Source organism: Halorussus salilacus, assembly GCF_024138125.1.
In the GTDB taxonomy this organism is placed as follows: Archaea; Halobacteriota; Halobacteria; order Halobacteriales; family Haladaptataceae; genus Halorussus; species Halorussus salilacus.
In genome coordinates this window covers 1,544,524-1,562,801 of record NZ_CP099993.1, presented here as the reverse complement: position 1 = coordinate 1,562,801, position 18,278 = coordinate 1,544,524, and the positions used below count along the sequence as shown (strand labels likewise).

Annotated in this window: 20 protein-coding genes and 1 tRNA gene; 9 read left to right on the top strand and 12 right to left on the bottom strand. The window is 64.6% G+C overall.

The genetic code is table 11. The features are described 5' to 3' along the window. Positions 1-91: 91 nt before the first annotated feature. Positions 92-2,272: an ATP-dependent DNA helicase gene (locus tag NGM10_RS08105; protein WP_253476995.1), complete on the bottom strand. Its 2,181-nt coding sequence runs from the start codon at positions 2,270-2,272 to the stop codon at positions 92-94. A 63-nt stretch (positions 2,273-2,335) separates the two neighbouring features. Further along, the gene (locus NGM10_RS08100; RefSeq protein ID WP_253476992.1) at positions 2,336-2,614 is read right to left on the bottom strand and encodes a hypothetical protein; all 279 of its coding nucleotides are present in this window, start codon (positions 2,612-2,614) and stop codon (positions 2,336-2,338) included. A 118-nt stretch (positions 2,615-2,732) separates the two neighbouring features. Between NGM10_RS08100 and NGM10_RS08095 the strand changes: the two genes are divergently transcribed. Beyond that, positions 2,733-3,074 (top strand): winged helix-turn-helix domain-containing protein, encoded by a 342-nt coding sequence (locus tag NGM10_RS08095; protein ID WP_253476988.1) that lies wholly within the window; start codon positions 2,733-2,735, stop codon positions 3,072-3,074. Positions 3,075-3,101: 27 nt separating this feature from the next. Here the strand turns inward: NGM10_RS08095 and NGM10_RS08090 are convergent, their stop codons facing one another. Beyond that, complete coding sequence (locus tag NGM10_RS08090) at positions 3,102-4,454, bottom strand: cytochrome P450 (protein WP_253476985.1); 1,353 nt, start codon at positions 4,452-4,454, stop codon at positions 3,102-3,104. Positions 4,455-4,547: 93 nt separating this feature from the next. On the opposite strand from NGM10_RS08090, the gene NGM10_RS08085 reads away from it, so the two are divergent. Further along, positions 4,548-5,207 (top strand): helix-turn-helix domain-containing protein, encoded by a 660-nt coding sequence (locus NGM10_RS08085; protein ID WP_253476981.1) that lies wholly within the window; start codon positions 4,548-4,550, stop codon positions 5,205-5,207. A gap of 19 nt (positions 5,208-5,226) precedes the next feature. On the opposite strand, the gene NGM10_RS08080 is transcribed toward NGM10_RS08085, so the two are convergent. Next, the gene (locus tag NGM10_RS08080; RefSeq protein WP_253476978.1) at positions 5,227-6,207 is read right to left on the bottom strand and encodes a cation diffusion facilitator family transporter; all 981 of its coding nucleotides are present in this window, start codon (positions 6,205-6,207) and stop codon (positions 5,227-5,229) included. A 141-nt stretch (positions 6,208-6,348) separates the two neighbouring features. Between NGM10_RS08080 and NGM10_RS08075 the strand changes: the two genes are divergently transcribed. Next, positions 6,349-6,864: a metallophosphoesterase gene (locus NGM10_RS08075; RefSeq protein WP_253476974.1), complete on the top strand. Its 516-nt coding sequence runs from the start codon at positions 6,349-6,351 to the stop codon at positions 6,862-6,864. A gap of 256 nt (positions 6,865-7,120) precedes the next feature. On the opposite strand, the gene NGM10_RS08070 is transcribed toward NGM10_RS08075, so the two are convergent. Then, positions 7,121-7,756, bottom strand: coding sequence for an ArsR/SmtB family transcription factor (locus NGM10_RS08070; RefSeq protein ID WP_253476971.1), 636 nt, complete (start codon positions 7,754-7,756; stop codon positions 7,121-7,123). Between the two features lie 95 nt (positions 7,757-7,851). On the opposite strand from NGM10_RS08070, the gene NGM10_RS18185 reads away from it, so the two are divergent. After that, entirely contained in the window at positions 7,852-7,986 is a 135-nt protein-coding gene (locus tag NGM10_RS18185; RefSeq protein WP_256504078.1) for a DUF7859 family protein, read from the top strand. A 12-nt stretch (positions 7,987-7,998) separates the two neighbouring features. On the opposite strand, the gene NGM10_RS08065 is transcribed toward NGM10_RS18185, so the two are convergent. Further along, on the bottom strand, positions 7,999-9,021 hold the full coding sequence (locus tag NGM10_RS08065) for a threonine aldolase family protein (protein ID WP_253476968.1): 1,023 nt from the start codon (positions 9,019-9,021) through the stop codon (positions 7,999-8,001). A gap of 108 nt (positions 9,022-9,129) precedes the next feature. On the opposite strand from NGM10_RS08065, the gene NGM10_RS08060 reads away from it, so the two are divergent. Together NGM10_RS08060 and NGM10_RS08055 are read left to right on the top strand one after the other, a co-directional pair. Further along, entirely contained in the window at positions 9,130-10,224 is a 1,095-nt protein-coding gene (locus tag NGM10_RS08060; RefSeq protein ID WP_253476964.1) for an aminopeptidase, read from the top strand. A gap of 311 nt (positions 10,225-10,535) precedes the next feature. Beyond that, complete coding sequence (locus NGM10_RS08055; RefSeq protein ID WP_253476962.1) at positions 10,536-10,685, top strand: hypothetical protein; 150 nt, start codon at positions 10,536-10,538, stop codon at positions 10,683-10,685. 9 nt (positions 10,686-10,694) lie between these two features. Here NGM10_RS08055 and NGM10_RS08050 read toward each other — a convergent pair whose 3' ends face one another. From NGM10_RS08050 to NGM10_RS08040, 3 genes are all read right to left on the bottom strand, one after another. Continuing rightward, complete coding sequence (locus NGM10_RS08050; protein ID WP_253476960.1) at positions 10,695-10,868, bottom strand: hypothetical protein; 174 nt, start codon at positions 10,866-10,868, stop codon at positions 10,695-10,697. Between the two features lie 313 nt (positions 10,869-11,181). After that, complete coding sequence (locus NGM10_RS08045) at positions 11,182-13,071, bottom strand: ATP-binding protein (protein ID WP_253476957.1); 1,890 nt, start codon at positions 13,069-13,071, stop codon at positions 11,182-11,184. Positions 13,072-13,443: 372 nt separating this feature from the next. Next, a tRNA-Arg gene (locus tag NGM10_RS08040) sits at positions 13,444-13,573 on the bottom strand. 121 nt (positions 13,574-13,694) lie between these two features. On the opposite strand from NGM10_RS08040, the gene NGM10_RS08035 reads away from it, so the two are divergent. After that, the gene (locus tag NGM10_RS08035; RefSeq protein ID WP_253476954.1) at positions 13,695-14,264 is read left to right on the top strand and encodes an AAA family ATPase; all 570 of its coding nucleotides are present in this window, start codon (positions 13,695-13,697) and stop codon (positions 14,262-14,264) included. Continuing rightward, positions 14,261-14,710, top strand: coding sequence for an RNA-binding domain-containing protein (locus NGM10_RS08030; protein ID WP_253476950.1), 450 nt, complete (start codon positions 14,261-14,263; stop codon positions 14,708-14,710). Before NGM10_RS08035 ends, NGM10_RS08030 begins: the two co-directional genes overlap by 4 nt. On the opposite strand, the gene lipP1 is transcribed toward NGM10_RS08030, so the two are convergent. Then, complete coding sequence (gene lipP1 / locus NGM10_RS08025) at positions 14,711-15,694, bottom strand: LipP1 family hormone-sensitive lipase (RefSeq protein WP_253476947.1); 984 nt, start codon at positions 15,692-15,694, stop codon at positions 14,711-14,713. A 60-nt stretch (positions 15,695-15,754) separates the two neighbouring features. On the opposite strand from lipP1, the gene kynU reads away from it, so the two are divergent. Further along, positions 15,755-17,044, top strand: a complete 1,290-nt coding sequence (kynU, locus tag NGM10_RS08020) for a kynureninase (RefSeq protein WP_253476943.1) — start codon at positions 15,755-15,757, stop codon at positions 17,042-17,044. Between the two features lie 10 nt (positions 17,045-17,054). Here the strand turns inward: kynU and NGM10_RS08015 are convergent, their stop codons facing one another. After that, positions 17,055-17,624, bottom strand: a complete 570-nt coding sequence (locus NGM10_RS08015) for a magnesium transporter (RefSeq protein WP_253476939.1) — start codon at positions 17,622-17,624, stop codon at positions 17,055-17,057. Beyond that, positions 17,625-18,203 (bottom strand): magnesium transporter, encoded by a 579-nt coding sequence (locus NGM10_RS08010; protein ID WP_253476935.1) that lies wholly within the window; start codon positions 18,201-18,203, stop codon positions 17,625-17,627. Positions 18,204-18,278 lie beyond the last annotated feature (75 nt).

Genomic DNA, 18,278 nt, shown 5'->3' with positions numbered 1-18,278 from the left:
TCCCGGCCGAAGGCGCTCCCGACGAGCGCTGGCGCGCTCGTCGGGAGCGCCTTCGGCCGAGAATCGGCTCTCGAACGGTCTCACCGCCCGCTCACGGCGTCGGGTGGCCGCCCTCCCACGCGTCGTTGTCGGTGAAGAAGTTCAGCATGGCGAACTTCAGCTTCTCGGGCGCGATGTCTATCATCTCCCCGCGCTCCTCGGCGGGGAACGTCTCGCGGACGCTGTACTTGCCCATCTCGCGCCTGCCTGCCTGGGTGTAGCGCTTGTCCACGAGCACCCGGACGCCGAAGTCCTCGGGCGACCGGATGACCCGGCCGAGGGCCTGACGCGTCTTCCGGATGGTCGGAATCTCGACCGCGTACTCCCACCCCGAGTCCCGGCCCGAGCGGTCGGCGAAGGTCCGGTCGTAGGCCTCCTGGACCGCCTCCATCCGGTCGCTCAGGTGGGGGTAGGGGACCCCGACGACGACCACGGTGCGGGCGTCGTCGCCGTCGAAGCTCACGCCCTCCGCGAGGGTCCCCCACAGCGAGGTGAACAGCGCGGCGTCGTCGCTGGCGACGAACCGCTGGCGGAGCTCCTCGACCGAGATTCCGGGCTCGTCCATGTAGACCGTCGAGTCGAGGTCGCGGTTGAGTCGGTCGTGGTAGCGCTCGGCCTCGGCGTAGCTCGGGAAGAACAGCAGGGTGTTCCCGGCGGTGAACTCCACGGCGTCTCGGAGGACGCCCGCGACGGACGCTTGGGTGTCGGGGTCGTTGCGCTCGCTCGAAAACAGGGCGGGCGTCTCGACCGCGAAGGTCCGGCGGTTCTCCTCGGGGAACTGGAGGCCGTAGGCAATCGAGACGGGGTCTTCGAGGCCCAGCACGTCCCCGATCACGTCGAAGGGCCGGAGGGTCGCGCTCATCAGCACCGTGGCGTACACCTCCCCGAAGAGGTCGGCGGTGACCTCGCGGGGGATGCAGGTGTACAGCTCCGCCCGGCCGTACACCTCGTCGGTCGCCTCGTCGCGGCGCACGGAGACGACGGGGTACTGGCCCAACTCGGTCCCCTCGGCCATGAAGTCCCGGACGAAGTTCGCGGCCTGCAGGGTCTGACACTCCTGTCGGGTGGTCGCCTCGCCGTCCTTGTACGCCTCCTCGTACTCCTCGTCCAGCTCCCGGCCGAGGTGGACCGCGAGTTCGAGTTCGGTGTCGATTCCCTTTCCGGTGTACTGCTGGAGGAATTCGAGCGTGAGGTCGTCGCGCCTGTCGTCGTTCGAGATGGGCACGTCCTCCCAGTTGTCCCCCACGCTCTCCCTGTCGCCGAATCCGAAGGAATCCTCGTAGGTCTCTTCGAGCGCCCGTCGGAACGCCGAGAGGACGTTGTAGGCGGGTTCGGCCCGGGCGTCGTCCGACTCCTGTAGCTCGTCGAGCGCCGAGTCGAGGGTGTTCTCGGTCAGGGTCCGGGAGGCGTGCTCCCGGGCGGTGCCCTCGATGTTGTGGGCCTCGTCGAAGATGGCGATGACGTCCTCGGGGTCCCGACCCAGCCACCGGAAGAACTGCTCGCGGATCATCGGGTCGAGCAGGTGGTGGTAGTTGCACACCACGAGGTCGACGCCCTCGATGCCGTCCTTCAGGAGCTCGTAGCCACAGAGCGTCTGCTCGTCGGCGAACTCGTAGATGTCGTCGGGCGTGCGCACGTCGTCGTAGAGCCACGAGTAGAACTCCTCGTTGTCGCCGACGAGGTTGTTGTAGTAGTACTCGCAGGTGTTCTGCTCGCCGAGGCTCGCCACGGTCTCCTCGACTTGCTCTAACTCGTCCATCACCGCGCTCCGGGCCTCCATCGCGCGCTCGTCGCCGTCCTGACCGGCTTCGAGCAGTTCCTGCTGGCGCGCTTCGAGTTCCCGCAAATCGCGCTCGGCGTCGACGACCTCGTAGGTGTTATCGCGGAGGACCTGACACTCCTCGAATCCCACGTCGATGTGACACATCGACCCCTTGCCGCGGAACACGACCGCGCGGATCGACTCCTCTTTGGTTATCTCGCGGGCCTCCGCGACGAACTGGCGCATCTGCTGGTGGACGTTGGTGGTGATGACCACCGTCTTGTCCTCCTCGCGGGCGTACTCCAGCGCGGGCACCAGCGAGGAGAGCGTCTTGCCCGTGCCGCAGGCTCCCTCGAACAGCACGTCCTGCCCCCGGGAGAAGGCGTTGTAGATGCGGTCCATCGCCTCCCGCTGGTTGTCGTACGGCTCCTCGTAGGGGAAGAACCGCGTGTACCCGTTCGTCTCTGCCACGGCGTAGGGTTTGCTCGTCTTGGGGTTTAAAGTCTCGCTCTGTAGCGGAAGTGCAGGGGGGAGCTAATCGAAGCCGAACGGCACGTTGCCGTCGTTGTTCTTCAGGAACTCCACCGCGTCCTCCTTGCTCGTGAGCCGAATGTTGTCCCGGCTTCCGCCGTAGCCTTTAATCGGGCCTTCCGGGTCGCGAATCATCTCTCGAACGAGTTCCTTGCCGCGTCCCTGCTCGTGGCTTGGGAGATACCGATTGACCGCGGTATCGACGCGGATTTTGTGGTTTCCGATGACTCTGTTGCGGAGGAGTTTCTCCACGACTCGATTCCTGATATGCTGGTCTTTCATTTTCACATATAGTCACAATTGACTCAATTATGGTTTATAGGTCTGTTGCTTCTACAATACAATAGAGTAGCTTAAGGAAAACACTTTAGTCGTCGTGCATCTACAGAAATACGTATAAATGGCTCTCGCAAACGAAGACGGTGACCTGGATTCCTACGCCGAGGACAGTCCCTTCACGCCCCTCTTCGGCCAGCCCGCCAGAACCAAAATCCTCGCCGCGTTCGTGAGCGAGCGCGGCCGAGACCTCAACGTGAGCTACGTCGCCAAGCTCGCGGGGGTCGCCAGAAGCACCGTGTACGACCACCTCGACGACCTGCAGGAACTCGGCGTCGTCGAACACACCCGAGACGTGGGGGGAAGTCCGATGTACCAATTGAACGAGGACAGCGACATCGCCGAGGAGCTCGTCCGACTGGAGGGCGTGACCCTCTCGCGCCTCTTCGAGATGGACGACTCGTAACGGTTTGCTCCGCAACGTCGGCCCTGCTCACTCGACCGGCCGCTCGCGAACGGTCATCGGAATCTCGTGTTTCGGGCGCGCGGTGATGGTCGCCATCAGGTCGAGGTCGGTCCCGCGTTCGAGTTCGAGGTGGTACCGCTGGTAGACGGTCGCGAGGATGAGCCGGGCTTCTAGCATCGCGAACCGGTCGCCGATGCACCGCCGGGGCCCGGCGGCGAACGGGAAGTACGCCAGCTTCGGGAGCGACCCCTCGAAGTCGTCGGTCCAGCGCTCTGGCCGGAACGCGAGGGGGTCGTCGTACCACCGAGGGTCGCGGTGGACCACCCACTGGTGCATCCGCACCGTCGCCCCGGGCGGAATCTCGTATCCACCGATGACGTCGGGTTTCACCGGCTCGCGGACGATTCCCGGCACCGGCGGGTAGAGCCGCATCGACTCCTCGACGACCTGCTCGGTGTAGGTCAACTCCGGGAGGTCCTCCATCGTCGGCGTCCGACCGTCGAGGACCGACTCCAGTTCGGCGAGTAGCTTCGCCTCGACCTCGGGGTGGCGCGCGAGGACGTGGGCCGTCAGCGTCAGCGAGAGCGCGGTCGTCTCGTGGCCCGCGAGCAAGAGCGTCGTCACCTCGTCGCGGATCTGGTCGTCGGACATCGCGACACCCTCCTCGTCGCTGGCTTCGAGTAGCATCGAGATGACGTCGTCGCCGGGGTCGGCCCTGCGCTTGTCGATCATCTCGGTGACGACCCGGTCGAGGCGCTCGCGCGAGCGCCGGATTCGCCGCCGCGAGGGGGTCGGGACGCTCGGGGGCAACACGAAGTTCGCGAGGCTCTCGGTTGCGTCCATGAACTCGTCGAGGGCCGACGACACGGTGTGGAGCCGGTCGCCGATGTCGACCCCGAACAGCGCCCGCGCGACGATGCGCAGGGTCACCGTCATCATGTCCTCGTGGACGAGTCGGGTCTCGCCGTCGTCCCAGTCGTCGAGGAGCGCCTCGGTCTCGTCGGTCATCATCTCGGCGTACTCCCGGATGCGGTCGGGGTGGAACGCGGGCTGGATGCGGTGGCGGTTCCGCCGCCAGACCTCGCCCTCGCTGTTCAGGATGCCCTCGCCAGTGATGGGCCCGAGGATGTTCTGGAAGTTCTCGCCCTTGACGTAGTTCTGGTTGTTCTGGACGAGGACCCGCTCGATGTACTCTGGGTGATTGAGCTGGTAGACCGGCCCGCCCGGGTCCTCCCAGTGGACGATGTCGCCGTACTCCCGGGCGTTCCGTGTCATGAACTCGTAGGGTTCCCTGATGAACGCGAGCTGATTGCCGAGTATCGGGAGACCATCCGGACCCGGCGGCGTCTCGTCGCGACTCGGTGGCGTCTCGGAACTCATTCGTGTGGACCTAGCGGAGCGACGAATCTACGTCTGTATCCGAGCATCCTAGGTGTATTTAAATACTTGGCCCGTAGCTCGCGGCGTTCCACGATGCGATACGCGACCGTGACCCTGACGTGGACCGACGTGTCGGTCCACCCCCTCGACGACGTGTTCGCCGCGTCCGACGCGGTGGGACTCGACGCGATCCGGTACGTCAGCCCGGTCCACGAGGGGCAGTACGTCGAACTCCTCGAACTCCGGGGCGACCGCGAGACCGCGGCGTCCATGCTCGCAGACAGCCCGGAGGTCGTCACGTTCGACGTCACCGGTACCGACGGTCGGCTCCTCGCGTACGTCCAGTGTCGGTCCGCCGGTCTCGTCGACGACCTCCTCGCCATCCTGCGCGAACACGAGATCGTGCTCGACTGGCCGATGCGCGCGACCGCTACCGAGGACGCGCGCGGTCTCCGGCTCACGGTCATCGGGACGAGCAGGGCGATCCAGCGCGCTACGTCGAGCCTTCCGGAGGGCGTCGACCTCTCGCTCGAACGCATCGGCGAGTACGAACCCGACACCGGTCGGCTCTCGGGCGTGTTGACCGACCGCCAGCTCGAACTGTTCGAACTCGCGGTGGCGGCGGGGTACTTCGAGGTCCCCCGGGAGACGACCCAGCGCGAACTCGCGGCGAAGCTCGACGTCGCTCCCGGGACGGTCGGCGAACACCTCCAGCGGATCGAGTCGAAGCTGGTCTCGCTGTACGTCGACTAGCGATTCGGTTCCACGTCGACTAGCGACTCGGGTCCACGTCGGCCCTGTTCACCGACCTGCCCTCCGGTTCGACGTACACCTTGAACAGGCTCTCGTTGGCCTCCATCAGCGCGTGCTCTAGGTCCGTGATTCGCTCGTCCATCTCCGCCGTGGCGATGCCGCTCTCGAACGCGATGTCGGTGGCGAGCATCACCTGCTCCGGGCCGAAGTACACCGTCCGGAAGTCGACGATGCGCTCGACGCCGTCCCAGTCCTCGACGATGCGGCGGAGTTTCCGCTCCTCGTCCTTCGGGAGGCTCTCGCCAAGCAGGAGACGCTTGTTCTCCCACGCCAGCGCGAGCGCGAACCCCATCAGCATGAGGCCGATGAGCAGGGCCGAGACCGCGTCGTAGATGTAGTTGCCCGTGACTCGCGTGAGGTAGACGCCGAACAGCGCGATGCCCGCCCCGACCAGCGCGATGGTGTCCTCGGTGAACGCGGTCAGGGTGGTCACGTTGCTGGTCTTCCGGAACGCCTCGCGCAGGCCGCTCCACTCGTGCTGCTCGATGTCGGCCTTCATCCCCTCCCACGCCTTCTTGAGGGCGTAGGTCTCGAACGCGATGGCTCCGAGCAGGACGACGTAGTTGACGTACACCGAGGGGAACGTGTACCCCAGCAGGGTGGCGGCCTCGGCTCCGCCGTGGCCGCCGGGGTGGGTGATGGCGTCGTAGCCGTGCTTCGCCGACTCCCACCCGGCGATGCCGAACAGGAGGACGCTCACCAGAAAGCTGTAGAAGAACTCGGCCTTCCCGTACCCGAAGGGGTGGCCGCGACTCGCGTCCCGGTTGCTGTACCGGATGCCGATGAGCAGGAACACCTGATTGCCCGTGTCGGAGATGGAGTGGTACGTCTCCGAGAGCATCGCCGCGCTCCCGGTCAGCAGGAATCCGAAGAACTTCAACACCGCTATCGCGCCGTTGGCTATCAACGCGGCGACGACGACCGATTTGCTCTCTGCCATTGCTCTGCCTTCTCGACCGGTGGATATGAAAGTGATTGCGCGGGCCGCCGAGCGGCCCGCGCTCGCTCACCGAGGCCGGTGTCCCGAGCGCGTGGCCCGCGAGCGGAACCCTCAGGAAGGCGGCGGCCCAACCCCGGGACGATGATAACCATCGTCTCGGACACCCACAGCAGGTCGGGCCACCAACTGGAAGGACGGACCGCCGAGGCGGTCCGGGAGGCCGACCTCGTGGTCCACGCAGGGGACTTCGTCACCGAGTCGGTCCTCGACGCCTTCGAGGGGGAAAGCGACCGCCTCTTCGCGGTCTACGGGAACAACGCGACCCCCGGCGTCCGCGACCGCCTGCCGCCCGAGCGCACCTTCGAGGCCGAGGGCGTCCGGTTCGTGGTGACCCACGGCGACGGCCGGAGTGCGACCGGCCTCTCTCTGCTGGGCCGCCAGCAGGACGCCGACGCGGTGGTGTTCGGCCACTCCCACCGCCACGGGGTCACCGACGCTGGCGAGGTGCTGTTACTGAATCCCGGTAGTCACGCCCAGCCGCGGGGCGGACTGCCGACTCACGTCGAACTCCGGCCCGCGGACGGGCGTCTCGACGGGGAGATACGCCACCGCGACGGGTCAGTCGTCGAAGCATTCGAGATCGGGACGTCTCGGTGAGATGTCGGGGTCGATGATGGTGGCGAAGTTGACAGTGGTGTGTGGGTCGACAATGGTGGGGGTGACAATGGTGTGGGAGGGCCGAAGCGCGCGGGGGACCGAATCGATTGGAGGGGCAGACCGCGGCAGCGCGGGGACCAATCGGCGCGGAGGGCCGAACCGGGCGGGTCCACTTCCTCCTACAGTGGCTACTACCAAGTACTTCCCGTAAGCTCAAAATCCCGTTTTAGTTATCGTCGGAGTAGTCGAAATCGGCTCATCGGTTCGCGTAGTACCACCACGCGAACCCGAGCGCGAGGATGAGCGCGCCCCCTGCGAAAAAGAGGAGGCCGGGCGGTACCGCACTCCCTGCGGCTTCGGCGGACTGCTGGACGGCGTCGGTACTCTCGGCCGACATCTGCACGTCGGCCGACCCGGAGGTCTCCTGACCCCCGCCGAGCAAGCCGTCCAGCCCGTCGCCCACCGCGTACTGGACCGCGAGACTCAGCAGGCCGAGCGCACCGAACGCCCCCAACAGCCGCGAGAGCGCCGACTTCAGTCCGGTCGTGTCCTCCTCGTTCCCGGCGAACACGACGAGCGGTTGGTCGGTGGGCGCGTACACCTTCATCTCGCGGCCCTTCTCGGAGTAGACGGTGTCGACGACCTCGATGACGTCTGCCTCTTCGAGTTTGCCGAGGTGGTACTGGGCGTTCTGGAGCGAGGTGTCGACGTCGTCGGCGACCGCGGAGGGGGTGGCGGGCTCCTCGTGGAGGGCGGCGAGCAACTCTCGGGCCGTCGACGAGGAGAGCGCCCCGAGGAGGTCGTCGGCGTCGTCGCTGTCGACCCCGATGACCCGCGGCTCCGCGGTCTGGGGTGCTGTCGCGTCCGACGTGGAGGGCAACAGATCAGCCATGCGTCGGTCTAGACACCCCCGTCCCATGAATGTTGTTACACTTCTGCCGGTCGGGCGTCGAAACGAATTTGGTTAGTGAACCGATACACCGACGTATGGAATCCGTGTTCAACGATCCACTCTTCCTCGGCTTCGTCGGCCTTCTGCTCCTCGTCGTGCTGTTCGCGTACCTGTTCATCCGTCGGACCGTCACCGGGTTCCGCGAGGGCATGGAGAACGGTCGCCGATAACGGAGACCGAACTCAGTTCTCGACCGCCTCGCGCACGCGCTCGGCCGCCTCGGCGACATCCTCGCCGTCGACGTCCCAGTGCGTACAGAAGCGCGCGACGTGTGTGTCGAACTCGACGCCCGCCACGCCCGCGTCCTCGCACGCCCCGAGGAACTCCTCGGCGGTGAGGCCAGCGCCCTCGGTGTTCACGAGGACGATGTTCGTCTCGGGTTCCTGTACGTCGAGGCCCTCGACCTCCCCGAGTCGCTCGGCGAGTTCGCGGGCGCTCTCGTGGTCGTCGGCGAGCCGCTCGACGTTCTCCAGCGCCAGCAGGCCCGGCCCGGCGATGACTCCGGCCTGTCGCATCCCGCCGCCGAACAGCTTCCGATTGCGCCGGGCGCGCTCGACGAACTCGGCGTCACCCGCGAGAATCGACCCGACGGGCGCACCCAGACCCTTCGAGAGGCAGAACATCACCGAGTCGACGCACTCGGTCATCCGCGCGGGCGGAACGTCGTTGGCGACCGCGGCGTTGCACACCCGCGCGCCGTCGAGGTGGACCGGCACGCCGAGGTCGTGGGCGGCCTCCGCGACCGCGTCGACCTTCTCGGGCGCGGCCGCGACCCCGCCCTTGCTGTTGTGGGTGTTTTCGAGGGTGAGGAGGCCGGTCCCGGGCCGGTGGAGGTCCTCCTCGACGTACTCCTCGCGGACCTGTTCGGGCGTCGGAATCCCGCGCGGGCCGCCGTCGACCGTCCGGACCTGGAGGTTCGCCAGCTGGGCCATGCCGCCGAGTTCCCACTTGACGACGTGGCTCTCGCGCTCGGTCAGCACCTCCTGACCCCGGTCGGTGTGGGTTCGGACCGCGACCTGATTGCCCATGGTTCCGGTCGGGACGTAGAGGGCGTCCTCGAAGCCCACGAGGTCGGCCGCGCGGGCTTCGAGTTCGTTGACCGTCGGGTCCTCGCCGTACACGTCGTCGCCGACCTCGGCGTCGCGGGCGGCCTCCCGCATCGCGTCGTCGGGTTTCGTCACGGTGTCGCTCCGGAGGTCTATCATGGCTCTCCCTTGCTCGCGGCGCGTCAAATACTCCGCGATGGCGGCGGACCTCCGACCGCGACGCCCGATACCGAAAGCGGTTTCCTGCCCTCGGTCGCACTTTTTTGCATGGACCCTCGGATTCGAGAACACGCCGAAACCGTCGTCGACCACTCCACGGAAGTCGAGCCGGGCGACAACGTCGTCATCAGCGCGCCGCCCGCGGCCGAAGACCTGACGCTCGCGCTCAGCGAGGTCGTCGGCGAGCGCGGCGGGTTCCCGCTCCACGTCTCGTACCGCAAGGATGCGACCCGCGCGGCGTTCCTGCGTGCCGTCGACCCCGACGGCCTCGACACGCCGGACCACGAACTCGCGCTGGCGGAGGCCGCAGACGTGTGGATTCACGCCCGGGCCCACGACAACGTCGCCGAGATGAGTGACGTGCCCGGCGAGACGATGTCGGCGTTCCAGAAGGCCCACCTGCCGATCCGCGAGGAGATTCTGGACACGACGTGGGTGCTGACCCAGTTCCCCGCGCCAGCCGACGCCCAGAACGCAGAGATGTCCACTGAGGAGTACGAGGAGTTCGTCTGGTCGGCGGTCGGCAAGGACTGGGAGGCACAGAAGGAACACCAACAGCGGATGGTCGACATCCTCGACGCGGGCGAGGAGGTCCGCATCGTCTCGGGCGACACCACCGACCTCACTATGAGCGTCGAGGGGATGACCACCATCAACGACCACGGCAAGAACAACCTCCCCGGCGGCGAGGTGTTCACCGCACCGGTCGCCGACTCGGTCGAAGGCGAGGTGCTGTTCGACAAGCCGCTCATCCATCAGGGCCACGAGGTCGAGGACGCTTACCTCCGGTTCGAGGGCGGCGAGGTCGTCGACCACGCCGCCAGCAAGAACGAGGAGGTGCTCGCCTCCGTGCTCGACACCGACGAGGGCGCGCGGCGTCTGGGCGAACTCGGCATCGGGATGAACCGCGACATCGACCGGTTCACCTACAACATGCTGTTCGACGAGAAGATGGGCGACACCGTCCACCTCGCGGTCGGTCGGGCCTACGACGAGTGCCTGCCCGAGGGCGAGACGGGCAACGAATCGGCGGTCCACGTCGACATGATCGTGGACATGGCCGAGGACTCGTACATCGCGGTCGACGGCGAAATCGTCCAGCGCAACGGGACGTTCCGGTTCGAAGACGGCTTCGAGGAGTAGGGCGGTCTTTTTCATCGACGTTTTTGCGAGGAGAGTCGCCGAAGGCGACTCGACGAGGAAAAAGGTCGAACTGGGACCTTCCGGTTCGAAGACGATTTCGAGGGCTGAGCGTTCCCTCCTCGGTCTCGAACGGTGGGGGCGAGTCGTCCAAGCCAGCCGGACGTTGGGGCCCGAGACGATTCCAAGGACTTCTATCACGACCGGCCCCGAGGACTCCCCGATTCTCGCGGGCGAATCGAATCCTCCGTCGCGAGATTCCTCTGCATTCCTTACACTCAAATTTAAGTGTTTGGGCCAGAGACGCCTGTTCCGTGACGAAGGTATCGTGTCCCGACTGCGGTCGCAGTATCGCGATGCACGAACTCGAAACCCGGACCGTCGCCCAGCGCAACGACTTCCAGACGAACTATCGGTGCCCGTTCTGTCGGTCCGACATCGACGACATCGGCCGACTGCTCTGAGGGCCGGACTCAGGGGCGCAGTCGGTCGAGGAGCGACCGGAGCGACCGCGCCAACAGTTCCGCTCGGAGGCTGTCGGGGTCGGCGCGTCGGGCGGGCCACTCGCGAAGCGTCGCGTGTTCGTCTCGCGCCCAGTCGAGCGTGGCGGTGCTGAATCGATAGCGGGAATCGGGAGGGCTGGACACTCGCGAGGCGTCCCACAGTCGGAACGTAAGCTTTCTGTTCTGCCGGAACGACCCGCTATCGCTCTCCCTCTCACGGCGACCGTCAGCCCGCGACAAAGGTGGTCGTAGCGTTTCTGCCGACCTCCATTCGAACCAGTTAGGTCACCGTCCCGCCGATTCGGTATCTCGCGGTGTACGGCGCGCCGTCCGCAACGCCGACGGTCCTCTCCAAAACGAGCGACTACGCTCTGATTTGGAGTGCAAGAAAGATCAGCAGACTTTAACGACAGATAACAACAAAATACATAATGGATAGAGAATGAAGACTCGTCTACTACGAAGTGGTTGTCTCCAATAATTCTTTTAGACTAATTGTATATACTGGTTCATCACCTTTGCTTCCTACTGTTGCAACATGAGTTACACCCGGGAATTCACGCTCCGTTGGTGATGTAGGATGGATAAATTCGATATCATCACCGCTAGTTGAACGTTTCTTCCGTTCGACATTCCAGCACACTAACAGATCTATGTCCCCCCAATCCTTCGTTTGGTTAACTATATCATCCAGAATAGACGAGCCGTTATATTTGAATTCTGTGACCAGTTCGGCACCGTCTCTGTCATCATCCCCTGGGAGAGTGTCAAGGATCTTAGAGTGGACTTTCTCATAAGAAAAGTCAATATATGAATCATATGTGTAGGTTTCATCAAAGTAAACTGGTTGGTAGCCATTTAAAAACCCCATTCCAACTAATTGATTGAAAAGTGCGATCACATCTTGTTCTTTTTTTGGCTCTGAACCATAGTAAATATCACCGATCTCTGTAATATGGGTGGGGGTTAATGGAGTCTCTCTACGTTTATACGCTTTGACAGCTGGTGGGTCCTCGTCTTCGGGTTCCGGCGGTCCGGTTGGATCACGAGCAGGGAGTAAGAATACACGTCCCTTATTAACCATCTCCCTCACAAATCGTTGCTGGGTTGTAGCGATTATGTCATGTACCTCTTGGGGGAAATTCTTCCTTCCTAAGTCTGGTTCGACATCTCTGAAATGATAGACAATCCAAGTGCGGTCCTTGTTCCCCGCAGCTCGAGTTAAACTCACGTCACGTCTCCAAGATGATACCATTCCGTCCGTAGCGACTCTTACACCGGGATAATGAAGCCGTCTATTCCCTGGGACCTCCCAGTATTCTTCTATCCTTTCTCTATAATTCACACTGTATGCGAACAAAACATAAGCGTGTACTTCATGTTTGTCAATATAGTTCTTAATCTCTTCTGGGCTTCCCAGTTCTTCCCCCTCAGATTCACCAACATATTCCTTAAGTTTCTCTGGTTTGAAATACCGATAGACTGCTCTGTAGCGATTCTTATCCTTAGTATCTGGCTCGATATTCTCTTCTTCAGTCAATGATTCGATATACTTGCCAAGATCAAATGCCTCCCATTCTTCCGGAATCTTTTGATGAGGATAGCGATATTCTGCATTTAGTTCCCTACTTTCGGTATCACCACTGCTATCAGTATATACTAGATTTGCTTCAACATTTGCTTCATATCGGTTGGGTGGGGAGACAACCCCGATAGCTGTTTGACGCTCTATCAGGGCCGCGGTCATGTCTACGTTATTGAAAGTTTTGGGAAGGTTACTGGGTTGAGATTGATTATCTGTCCTAATGCGGATAAGTGTGCCATGAGTATCAAGCCCGTCTGTGATATCTCGTTCGATTTCGGCTTCTGGCGCAGGCGCAGTATCGTCTGGATTTTCCACCCAGGACCTTCCATCCTCCAATCGTAGTCTATAATGTTCTGAATTAGTCTTTGATTCCACAACAAAGTGGTTAAAACCATACGCCAGAAAAGTCATTCCTACGCCTTTATGGCCCCTAACTCTGCCTTCCCGAAAAAGTGATCGCTTATCTGTGAAATCCGGCGCAATCCATTCTTGGAGGTTCTCTGAAGCCATTCCGCGACCAGTGTCCACTACTTCAATCTCATTTTTCTGGACGTTAATGCGGACTTCAATCCGGTCAGCATCATCTAAGCCTTCGTTCTGTGCCCTTTCCAATTCGTCCATCGCGTTTTGAACAGGCTCTGCTAATACGTCCGCCGCTGACCGATAACTACGGATAATGTTTTTTACCCGCTGTTTCATTGCTTCCTTTTGAAGTCCTTCCCTCGCTTTCTCTAGCGGATCAAATCGTTCAAACTCATCCATGACCTCTCTGACGTACAAGGGGTCAATAAAACTAGCCTGTATTGTAACCTCACTTATAGAAACCATCTAGTGCTCGAGCCAGTGATTGTAGGTGGTGTCTTTAATATGGTAGTTGACCACTCCGTCGCCTTTGAATTTCTACCCTGACTATCAAGATAGGGAGATATCACCACCGTTCTGAACCATACGTTCAACATTTTCCTGAGGAACACTTGATTTTCATGAGGCGTACAAGTGATCAACAATCTCCTCCATATCATGGTCAAGTTCTACTGCAAATACTCCTCAGTCCAGCGGTCAAAGCACTGCAACGAACAGAGTGGGCCGCACTTTTCAACTAATGAACGAAATCCAAAATAAGAGTGTCCTGCACGGGCACGATGGGATTTGAACCCACGACCGTCGGATGTCTTCCCCGTCCGGAACGGCGAGGCGAGAATCGCCTCACAGACACCGACCGGGATAGAAGTCCGACGCTCTATCCAGACTGAGCTACGTGCCCTCACCGCTTCATTCGGACCGCCCCGTCAAAAGGTCTTAGGATTCCACTTCCTCCCGGAACGGGGCGTTCCCGGGACGCCGGAACACAGCGCTTATGCCCAACTCCGCACTATCCCAACCCGATGAGAGTAATCGGAACCGTGGGCCTGCCCGGAAGCGGCAAGAGCGAGGCCGCCTCGGTCGCCGAGGACCTCGGCGTTCCGGTGGTCACGATGGGCGACGTGATTCGCCGGGAGTGTCGGGACCGCGGTCTCGACCCGGCCGAGCACCACGGCGAGATCGCCTCCGCGCTCCGCGAGGAGAACGGGCCGGACGCCATCGCCCAGCGCTCGTTGCCCGTCATCGAGGAGGCGCTCGAAGACAGCGACACCGTCCTCGTCGACGGCATCCGCGCGGGCGTCGAGGTCGAGCGGTTCGAGGAGGCGTTCGGCGGCGCGTTCGTGCTGGTCAGCATCGAGGCCCCATTCGACCTCCGGGCCGAGCGCGTCTCCGAGCGCGGTCGGGACAACACCGACGACGGCGAGTCGTTGCACGAGCGCGACGAGCGCGAGCGCGGGTTCGGCATGGACGACGCCATCGCGCGCGCCGACGTGTCGATTCGCAACACCTCGTCGCTCGAATCGTTCCACGAGGAGATTCGCGCCCTGCTGACCGAGGGCGTCGAGGCGCTCGAACCCACGGAGACGCCATGATATACAGCGTCGACGTGCAGGTGACCGCGCCCGTCAACGACACCGAGATACCCGACCGCGTCGCCGACGCCGTCACGAACGTCTTCCCCGGCGCAGAGATAGAGGAGGGCCACGGCGAACTCGTCGCCGAGACCCACTCGCTCGACCACTTCTCGGAACTGCTCCACCGCCGGGAGATACTCGACACCGCCCGCGGGGAGTTCTTCGGGTCCCGGCGGGGAGACACCTTCTCGTTCGACTTGAAGAAGCAGGCCGCCTTCCAGGGCGTCGTCAACTTCGCGGTCGGCAACCCCGACGAACTCGGCGACATCCACGTCCGGGTCCGGGTCGAGGACCCGAGCGTCGAGGAGTTCGTCGACTTCATCGCGCCTCCGACCGAGGACGGAAAGCCCGTCACCGACGACGGGACGGTCCCCGGCGACTCGTCCCCCGACACCGACCGGTAGTCACAGCGCGCGCAATTCTTCTGCGACCTCGTCGAGCGCCTCGTCGGCGACCGCTATCGACTCGCTCGCGCTGAGGAAGCCGTGGACCATGCCGGGGTAGTGGTCGTGTCGGACCTCGACGCCAGCGTCGGCGAGTCGCTCGGCGTAGGCGATTCCCTCGTCGCGGAGGGGGTCGAACCCGGCGGTGAGGACCGTCGCCGGGGGAAGCCCCGAGAGGTCCCGCGCCCGCAGCGGCGACGCGTAGGGGTTCGCGGCGTCGACCTCGCTGCGGAGGTAGTGGTCCCAGAACCACTCCATGTCGGCCCGCGTCAGGAGCGGGCCCTCGGCGTTCTCGGCGTACGAATCGGTGTCGAAGGCGCGGTCGGTGATGGGGTAGAACAGGAACTGTCGGGCGGGGGTCGGTCGGCCTCCCGACGCTCGGGCCCCGAGCGCGGTGACCGCCGCGAGGTTCCCACCCGCGCTCGTGCCGCCGACCGCGACTCGCTCGGGGTCGCCGCCGAACGCTCCCGCGTTCTCGGCGACCCACCGGAGCGCGGCGCGGGCGTCCTCGACCGCCGCGGGGAAGGGGTGTTCGGGCGCGAGTCGGTAGTCGACCGAGACCACCACGCACTCCCCGCGGCGGGCGAGTCGGCGACACACCCCGTCGATGGAGTCGAGCGTCCCGAGGACCCACCCACCGCCGTGGTAGTAGACGAGGACGGGCAGGTCGTCGCCGAAGGCGGAGTCGGTACCTTCCGGCCCGGGGTCGCCCGAGGCGACCCCGGGCCGGTAGACTCGGATCGGAATCTCGCTCTCGGAACCCGGTATCGAGAGGTCGCGGACGAACTCCACTTCGGGCGGGTCGCCGCCCGAGAAGACCTCGTCCTCGACTCGCCGGGCCGACTCGACCGACAGCGACGACCACTCGGGGACGCCCTCGGCTTCGATCTCCCGGACGACGGCGGCCGCCTCCGGGTCCAGTTCGCTGCGCAGGGGTTCGGTCATGACTCGGCGTAGACGCCCGATTGCCAAAGGACTATGCCCGACGCGGCGCTCGATTCCGGCATGGACTTCGAACTCGGGGCCGACTTCGCGGCCCGCCGCGACGAGCGAGACCCGCTCGCGGGTCTCGCCGACCGGTTCTACGACCCCGACGACGCGCTGTACGCCGACGGCAACTCGCTCGGCCTGCTCTCGGCCGACGCCGAGGCGGCGCTCGACTCGGCGGTCGAGGAGTGGCGCGACCTCGCCATCCGCGGGTGGACCGACGCCGACCCGCCGTGGTTCCGCTACGGCGAGCAACTGGGGGCCCGCCTCGCGCCCCTCGTCGGCGCGGACCCCGAAGAGGTCGTGGTCGCCAACTCCACGACGGTCAACATCCACACGCTCGTGGGGACCTTCTACGACCGAGCGGAGGGGTCGACGGTCGTCGTGAACGAACTCGACTTCCCGACCGACCACTACGCGATTCGCGCCCAGTTGCGCCAGCACGGTGCCGACCCCGACGAGGCGCTCACCGTGGTCGAGAGCCGTGACGGCCGGACCGTCGCGGAGGAGGACGTGATCGACGCCATCGACGACGACACCGCCATCGTCTTCATGCCCTCCGTGCTCTACCGGAGCGGCCAGCTGCTCGACCTCGAACGCATCACCGAGACCGCCCACGAGCGCGGCGCGCTCGCGGGCTTCGACCTCGCCCACTCGGTCGGCGCGGTCCCCCACGACCTCTCTTCGGTCGGCGTCGACTTCGCGGTCTGGTGCAGTTACAAGTACCTCAACGCCGGACCCGGAGCCATCGCGGGGCTGTACGTGAACGACCGGTTCTTCGGCGAGACGCCCGCCCTCGCGGGGTGGTGGGGCCACGAGAAGGAGACCCAGTTCGAGATGAACCCGACCTACACCCCGGCCGAGACCGCCGGGGCCTACCAGATCGGCACGGTGCCCGTCCTCTCGGCCGCGCCGCTCGCGGGGTCGCTCGACGTGTTCGAGGACGCCGGGGACGGGAGCGTCCGGACCGGCGTCGAGGCGGTCCGCGAGAAGTCGGTCGCGCTCACCGAGTACCTCGTCTTCCTCGCCGACGAGCTCCTCGACGACTGCGCGGTCGGGTCGCCCCGCGACCCCGACCGCCGGGGCGGCCACGTCGCGATAGAGCATCCCGAGGCCTACCGGGTGAGCGAGGCCCTCAAGGCTCGGGGCGTCGTCGTCGACTTCCGGCCGCCGAACGTGGTCCGAATCTGCCCGTCGCCGCTGTACGTCGGCTACGAGGACGTGTGGGAGATGGTGCAGGAACTGCGCGCGGTGCTGGAACACGCGGAGTACGAGGCGTTCGAGAAGCGCGGTGGTGGAGTGACCTGACTCGCCCGACTCACACCAGTAGCCGAACCACCCCGAGCAACACCACCACGCCCAGCACGTCGCAGACGTTCGTCACCACCGGAACCACCACGTCGTCGGGGTCGAGTTCGAACCGGTAGGCGGCGTAGGCCGCGAGGAGCGTCACGACCACCGCCACGACCGCGAGCGCGACTCCCGAGACCAGCGCCACCGCGACGACGGTGCCGACGAACAGTCGCGCGCCGCCAGTGAGAAACGTCAGAATCCACGCGCCGAGGCCGACCGCCGGAAACACCGTCGCGGCGAGCGCGACGGTGGCGACCGCGTTGCCCGCGAGCTCGTCGTCGGTGGGGTCGAACGACAGCGTGCCGAGGTGGAACGCGGTCGAGAGTCGCGCGGCGAGGATGCTCCCGAGGTTGCCCGCGGTGCCGATCATCACCGGCACCAGAATCAGCAGGGACGGATACCGGACGAGCTGGTTCTCGAAGGTGTCGAGGACGAGGCCGCTCCCGACCTCGACGACCGCCAGCACCACGAGCAGGGGGGCCATCGCGCGGGTGATTTCCCGGACGGTCCACGTCGCGTGCGACTGGGCCGCCATCTACCCACCCCCGAGCGAGACCACGAGTCGGACCGCGACCAGCAGCGCGGCCATCCCGAACACGTCGCCCGTGGTCGTGACCACGGGCCCGACCAGCGTGTCGGGGTCGAGCCCGCGCCGGTAGCCCGCGAAGACGGCCGCGACGACGATGACCGTCAGCGCGATACCGGAGAGGACTCCGGCCACGAGCGCCACCGCGGCCAGCGTCGCGAGCGAGGCCGAGGGGCGAGCGAGCGCGACCAGCGCCGCGTAGGCCACGACCGCGGCGAACACGCTGATTGCGACCCCGTTGAGCATCGCCGCGGTCGCCGCGGCGTACACCCGGCGGTCGTCGGGCACGGGACGGGGCTCGATGAGCCCCTGGTGGAGCGCGGTCGAGAGCTTCGCGCCCATCGCGCCGTAGACGTTGCCGCGGGTCGCCAACAGCGCGGGAACGAGCGCGAGCAGGCCGGAGACCGACCGGAGGTCCGACTGCATGCCGCCGAGGACGAGCCCCGCGAACAGGCCGCCGACCGCACTCGCCGCCAGCACCGGGAGGGCTTCGCGGTAGGCCCGCTCGGCCACGTCGCGGACGGACATCTCTCGGTACGTCGCGTTCCCGGACCAAAAAAGCGATGCGTCGGCCCGTGGGGTCGGAACTCGGTGGACTCCGCC

Bases quoted from the DNA above. Each gene is read 5' to 3' on its own strand.
- NGM10_RS08065 (WP_253476968.1), bottom strand. From the start codon at position 9,021: ATGATAGACCTCCGGAGCGACACCGTGACGAAACCCGACGACGCGATG.
- NGM10_RS08085 (WP_253476981.1), top strand. From the start codon at position 4,548: ATGCGATACGCGACCGTGACCCTGACGTGGACCGACGTGTCGGTCCAC.
- NGM10_RS08090 (WP_253476985.1), bottom strand. From the start codon at position 4,454: ATGAGTTCCGAGACGCCACCGAGTCGCGACGAGACGCCGCCGGGTCCG.
- NGM10_RS08100 (WP_253476992.1), bottom strand. From the start codon at position 2,614: ATGAAAGACCAGCATATCAGGAATCGAGTCGTGGAGAAACTCCTCCGC.
- NGM10_RS08035 (WP_253476954.1), top strand. From the start codon at position 13,695: ATGAGAGTAATCGGAACCGTGGGCCTGCCCGGAAGCGGCAAGAGCGAG.
- NGM10_RS08010 (WP_253476935.1), bottom strand. From the start codon at position 18,203: ATGTCCGTCCGCGACGTGGCCGAGCGGGCCTACCGCGAAGCCCTCCCG.
- NGM10_RS08075 (WP_253476974.1), top strand. From the start codon at position 6,349: ATGATAACCATCGTCTCGGACACCCACAGCAGGTCGGGCCACCAACTG.
- NGM10_RS08080 (WP_253476978.1), bottom strand. From the start codon at position 6,207: ATGGCAGAGAGCAAATCGGTCGTCGTCGCCGCGTTGATAGCCAACGGC.
- NGM10_RS08015 (WP_253476939.1), bottom strand. From the start codon at position 17,624: ATGGCGGCCCAGTCGCACGCGACGTGGACCGTCCGGGAAATCACCCGC.
- NGM10_RS18185 (WP_256504078.1), top strand. From the start codon at position 7,852: ATGGAATCCGTGTTCAACGATCCACTCTTCCTCGGCTTCGTCGGCCTT.
- NGM10_RS08060 (WP_253476964.1), top strand. From the start codon at position 9,130: ATGGACCCTCGGATTCGAGAACACGCCGAAACCGTCGTCGACCACTCC.
- NGM10_RS08070 (WP_253476971.1), bottom strand. From the start codon at position 7,756: ATGGCTGATCTGTTGCCCTCCACGTCGGACGCGACAGCACCCCAGACC.
- kynU (WP_253476943.1), top strand. From the start codon at position 15,755: ATGGACTTCGAACTCGGGGCCGACTTCGCGGCCCGCCGCGACGAGCGA.
- lipP1 (WP_253476947.1), bottom strand. From the start codon at position 15,694: ATGACCGAACCCCTGCGCAGCGAACTGGACCCGGAGGCGGCCGCCGTC.
- NGM10_RS08045 (WP_253476957.1), bottom strand. From the start codon at position 13,071: ATGGATGAGTTTGAACGATTTGATCCGCTAGAGAAAGCGAGGGAAGGA.
- NGM10_RS08030 (WP_253476950.1), top strand. From the start codon at position 14,261: ATGATATACAGCGTCGACGTGCAGGTGACCGCGCCCGTCAACGACACC.
- NGM10_RS08095 (WP_253476988.1), top strand. From the start codon at position 2,733: ATGGCTCTCGCAAACGAAGACGGTGACCTGGATTCCTACGCCGAGGAC.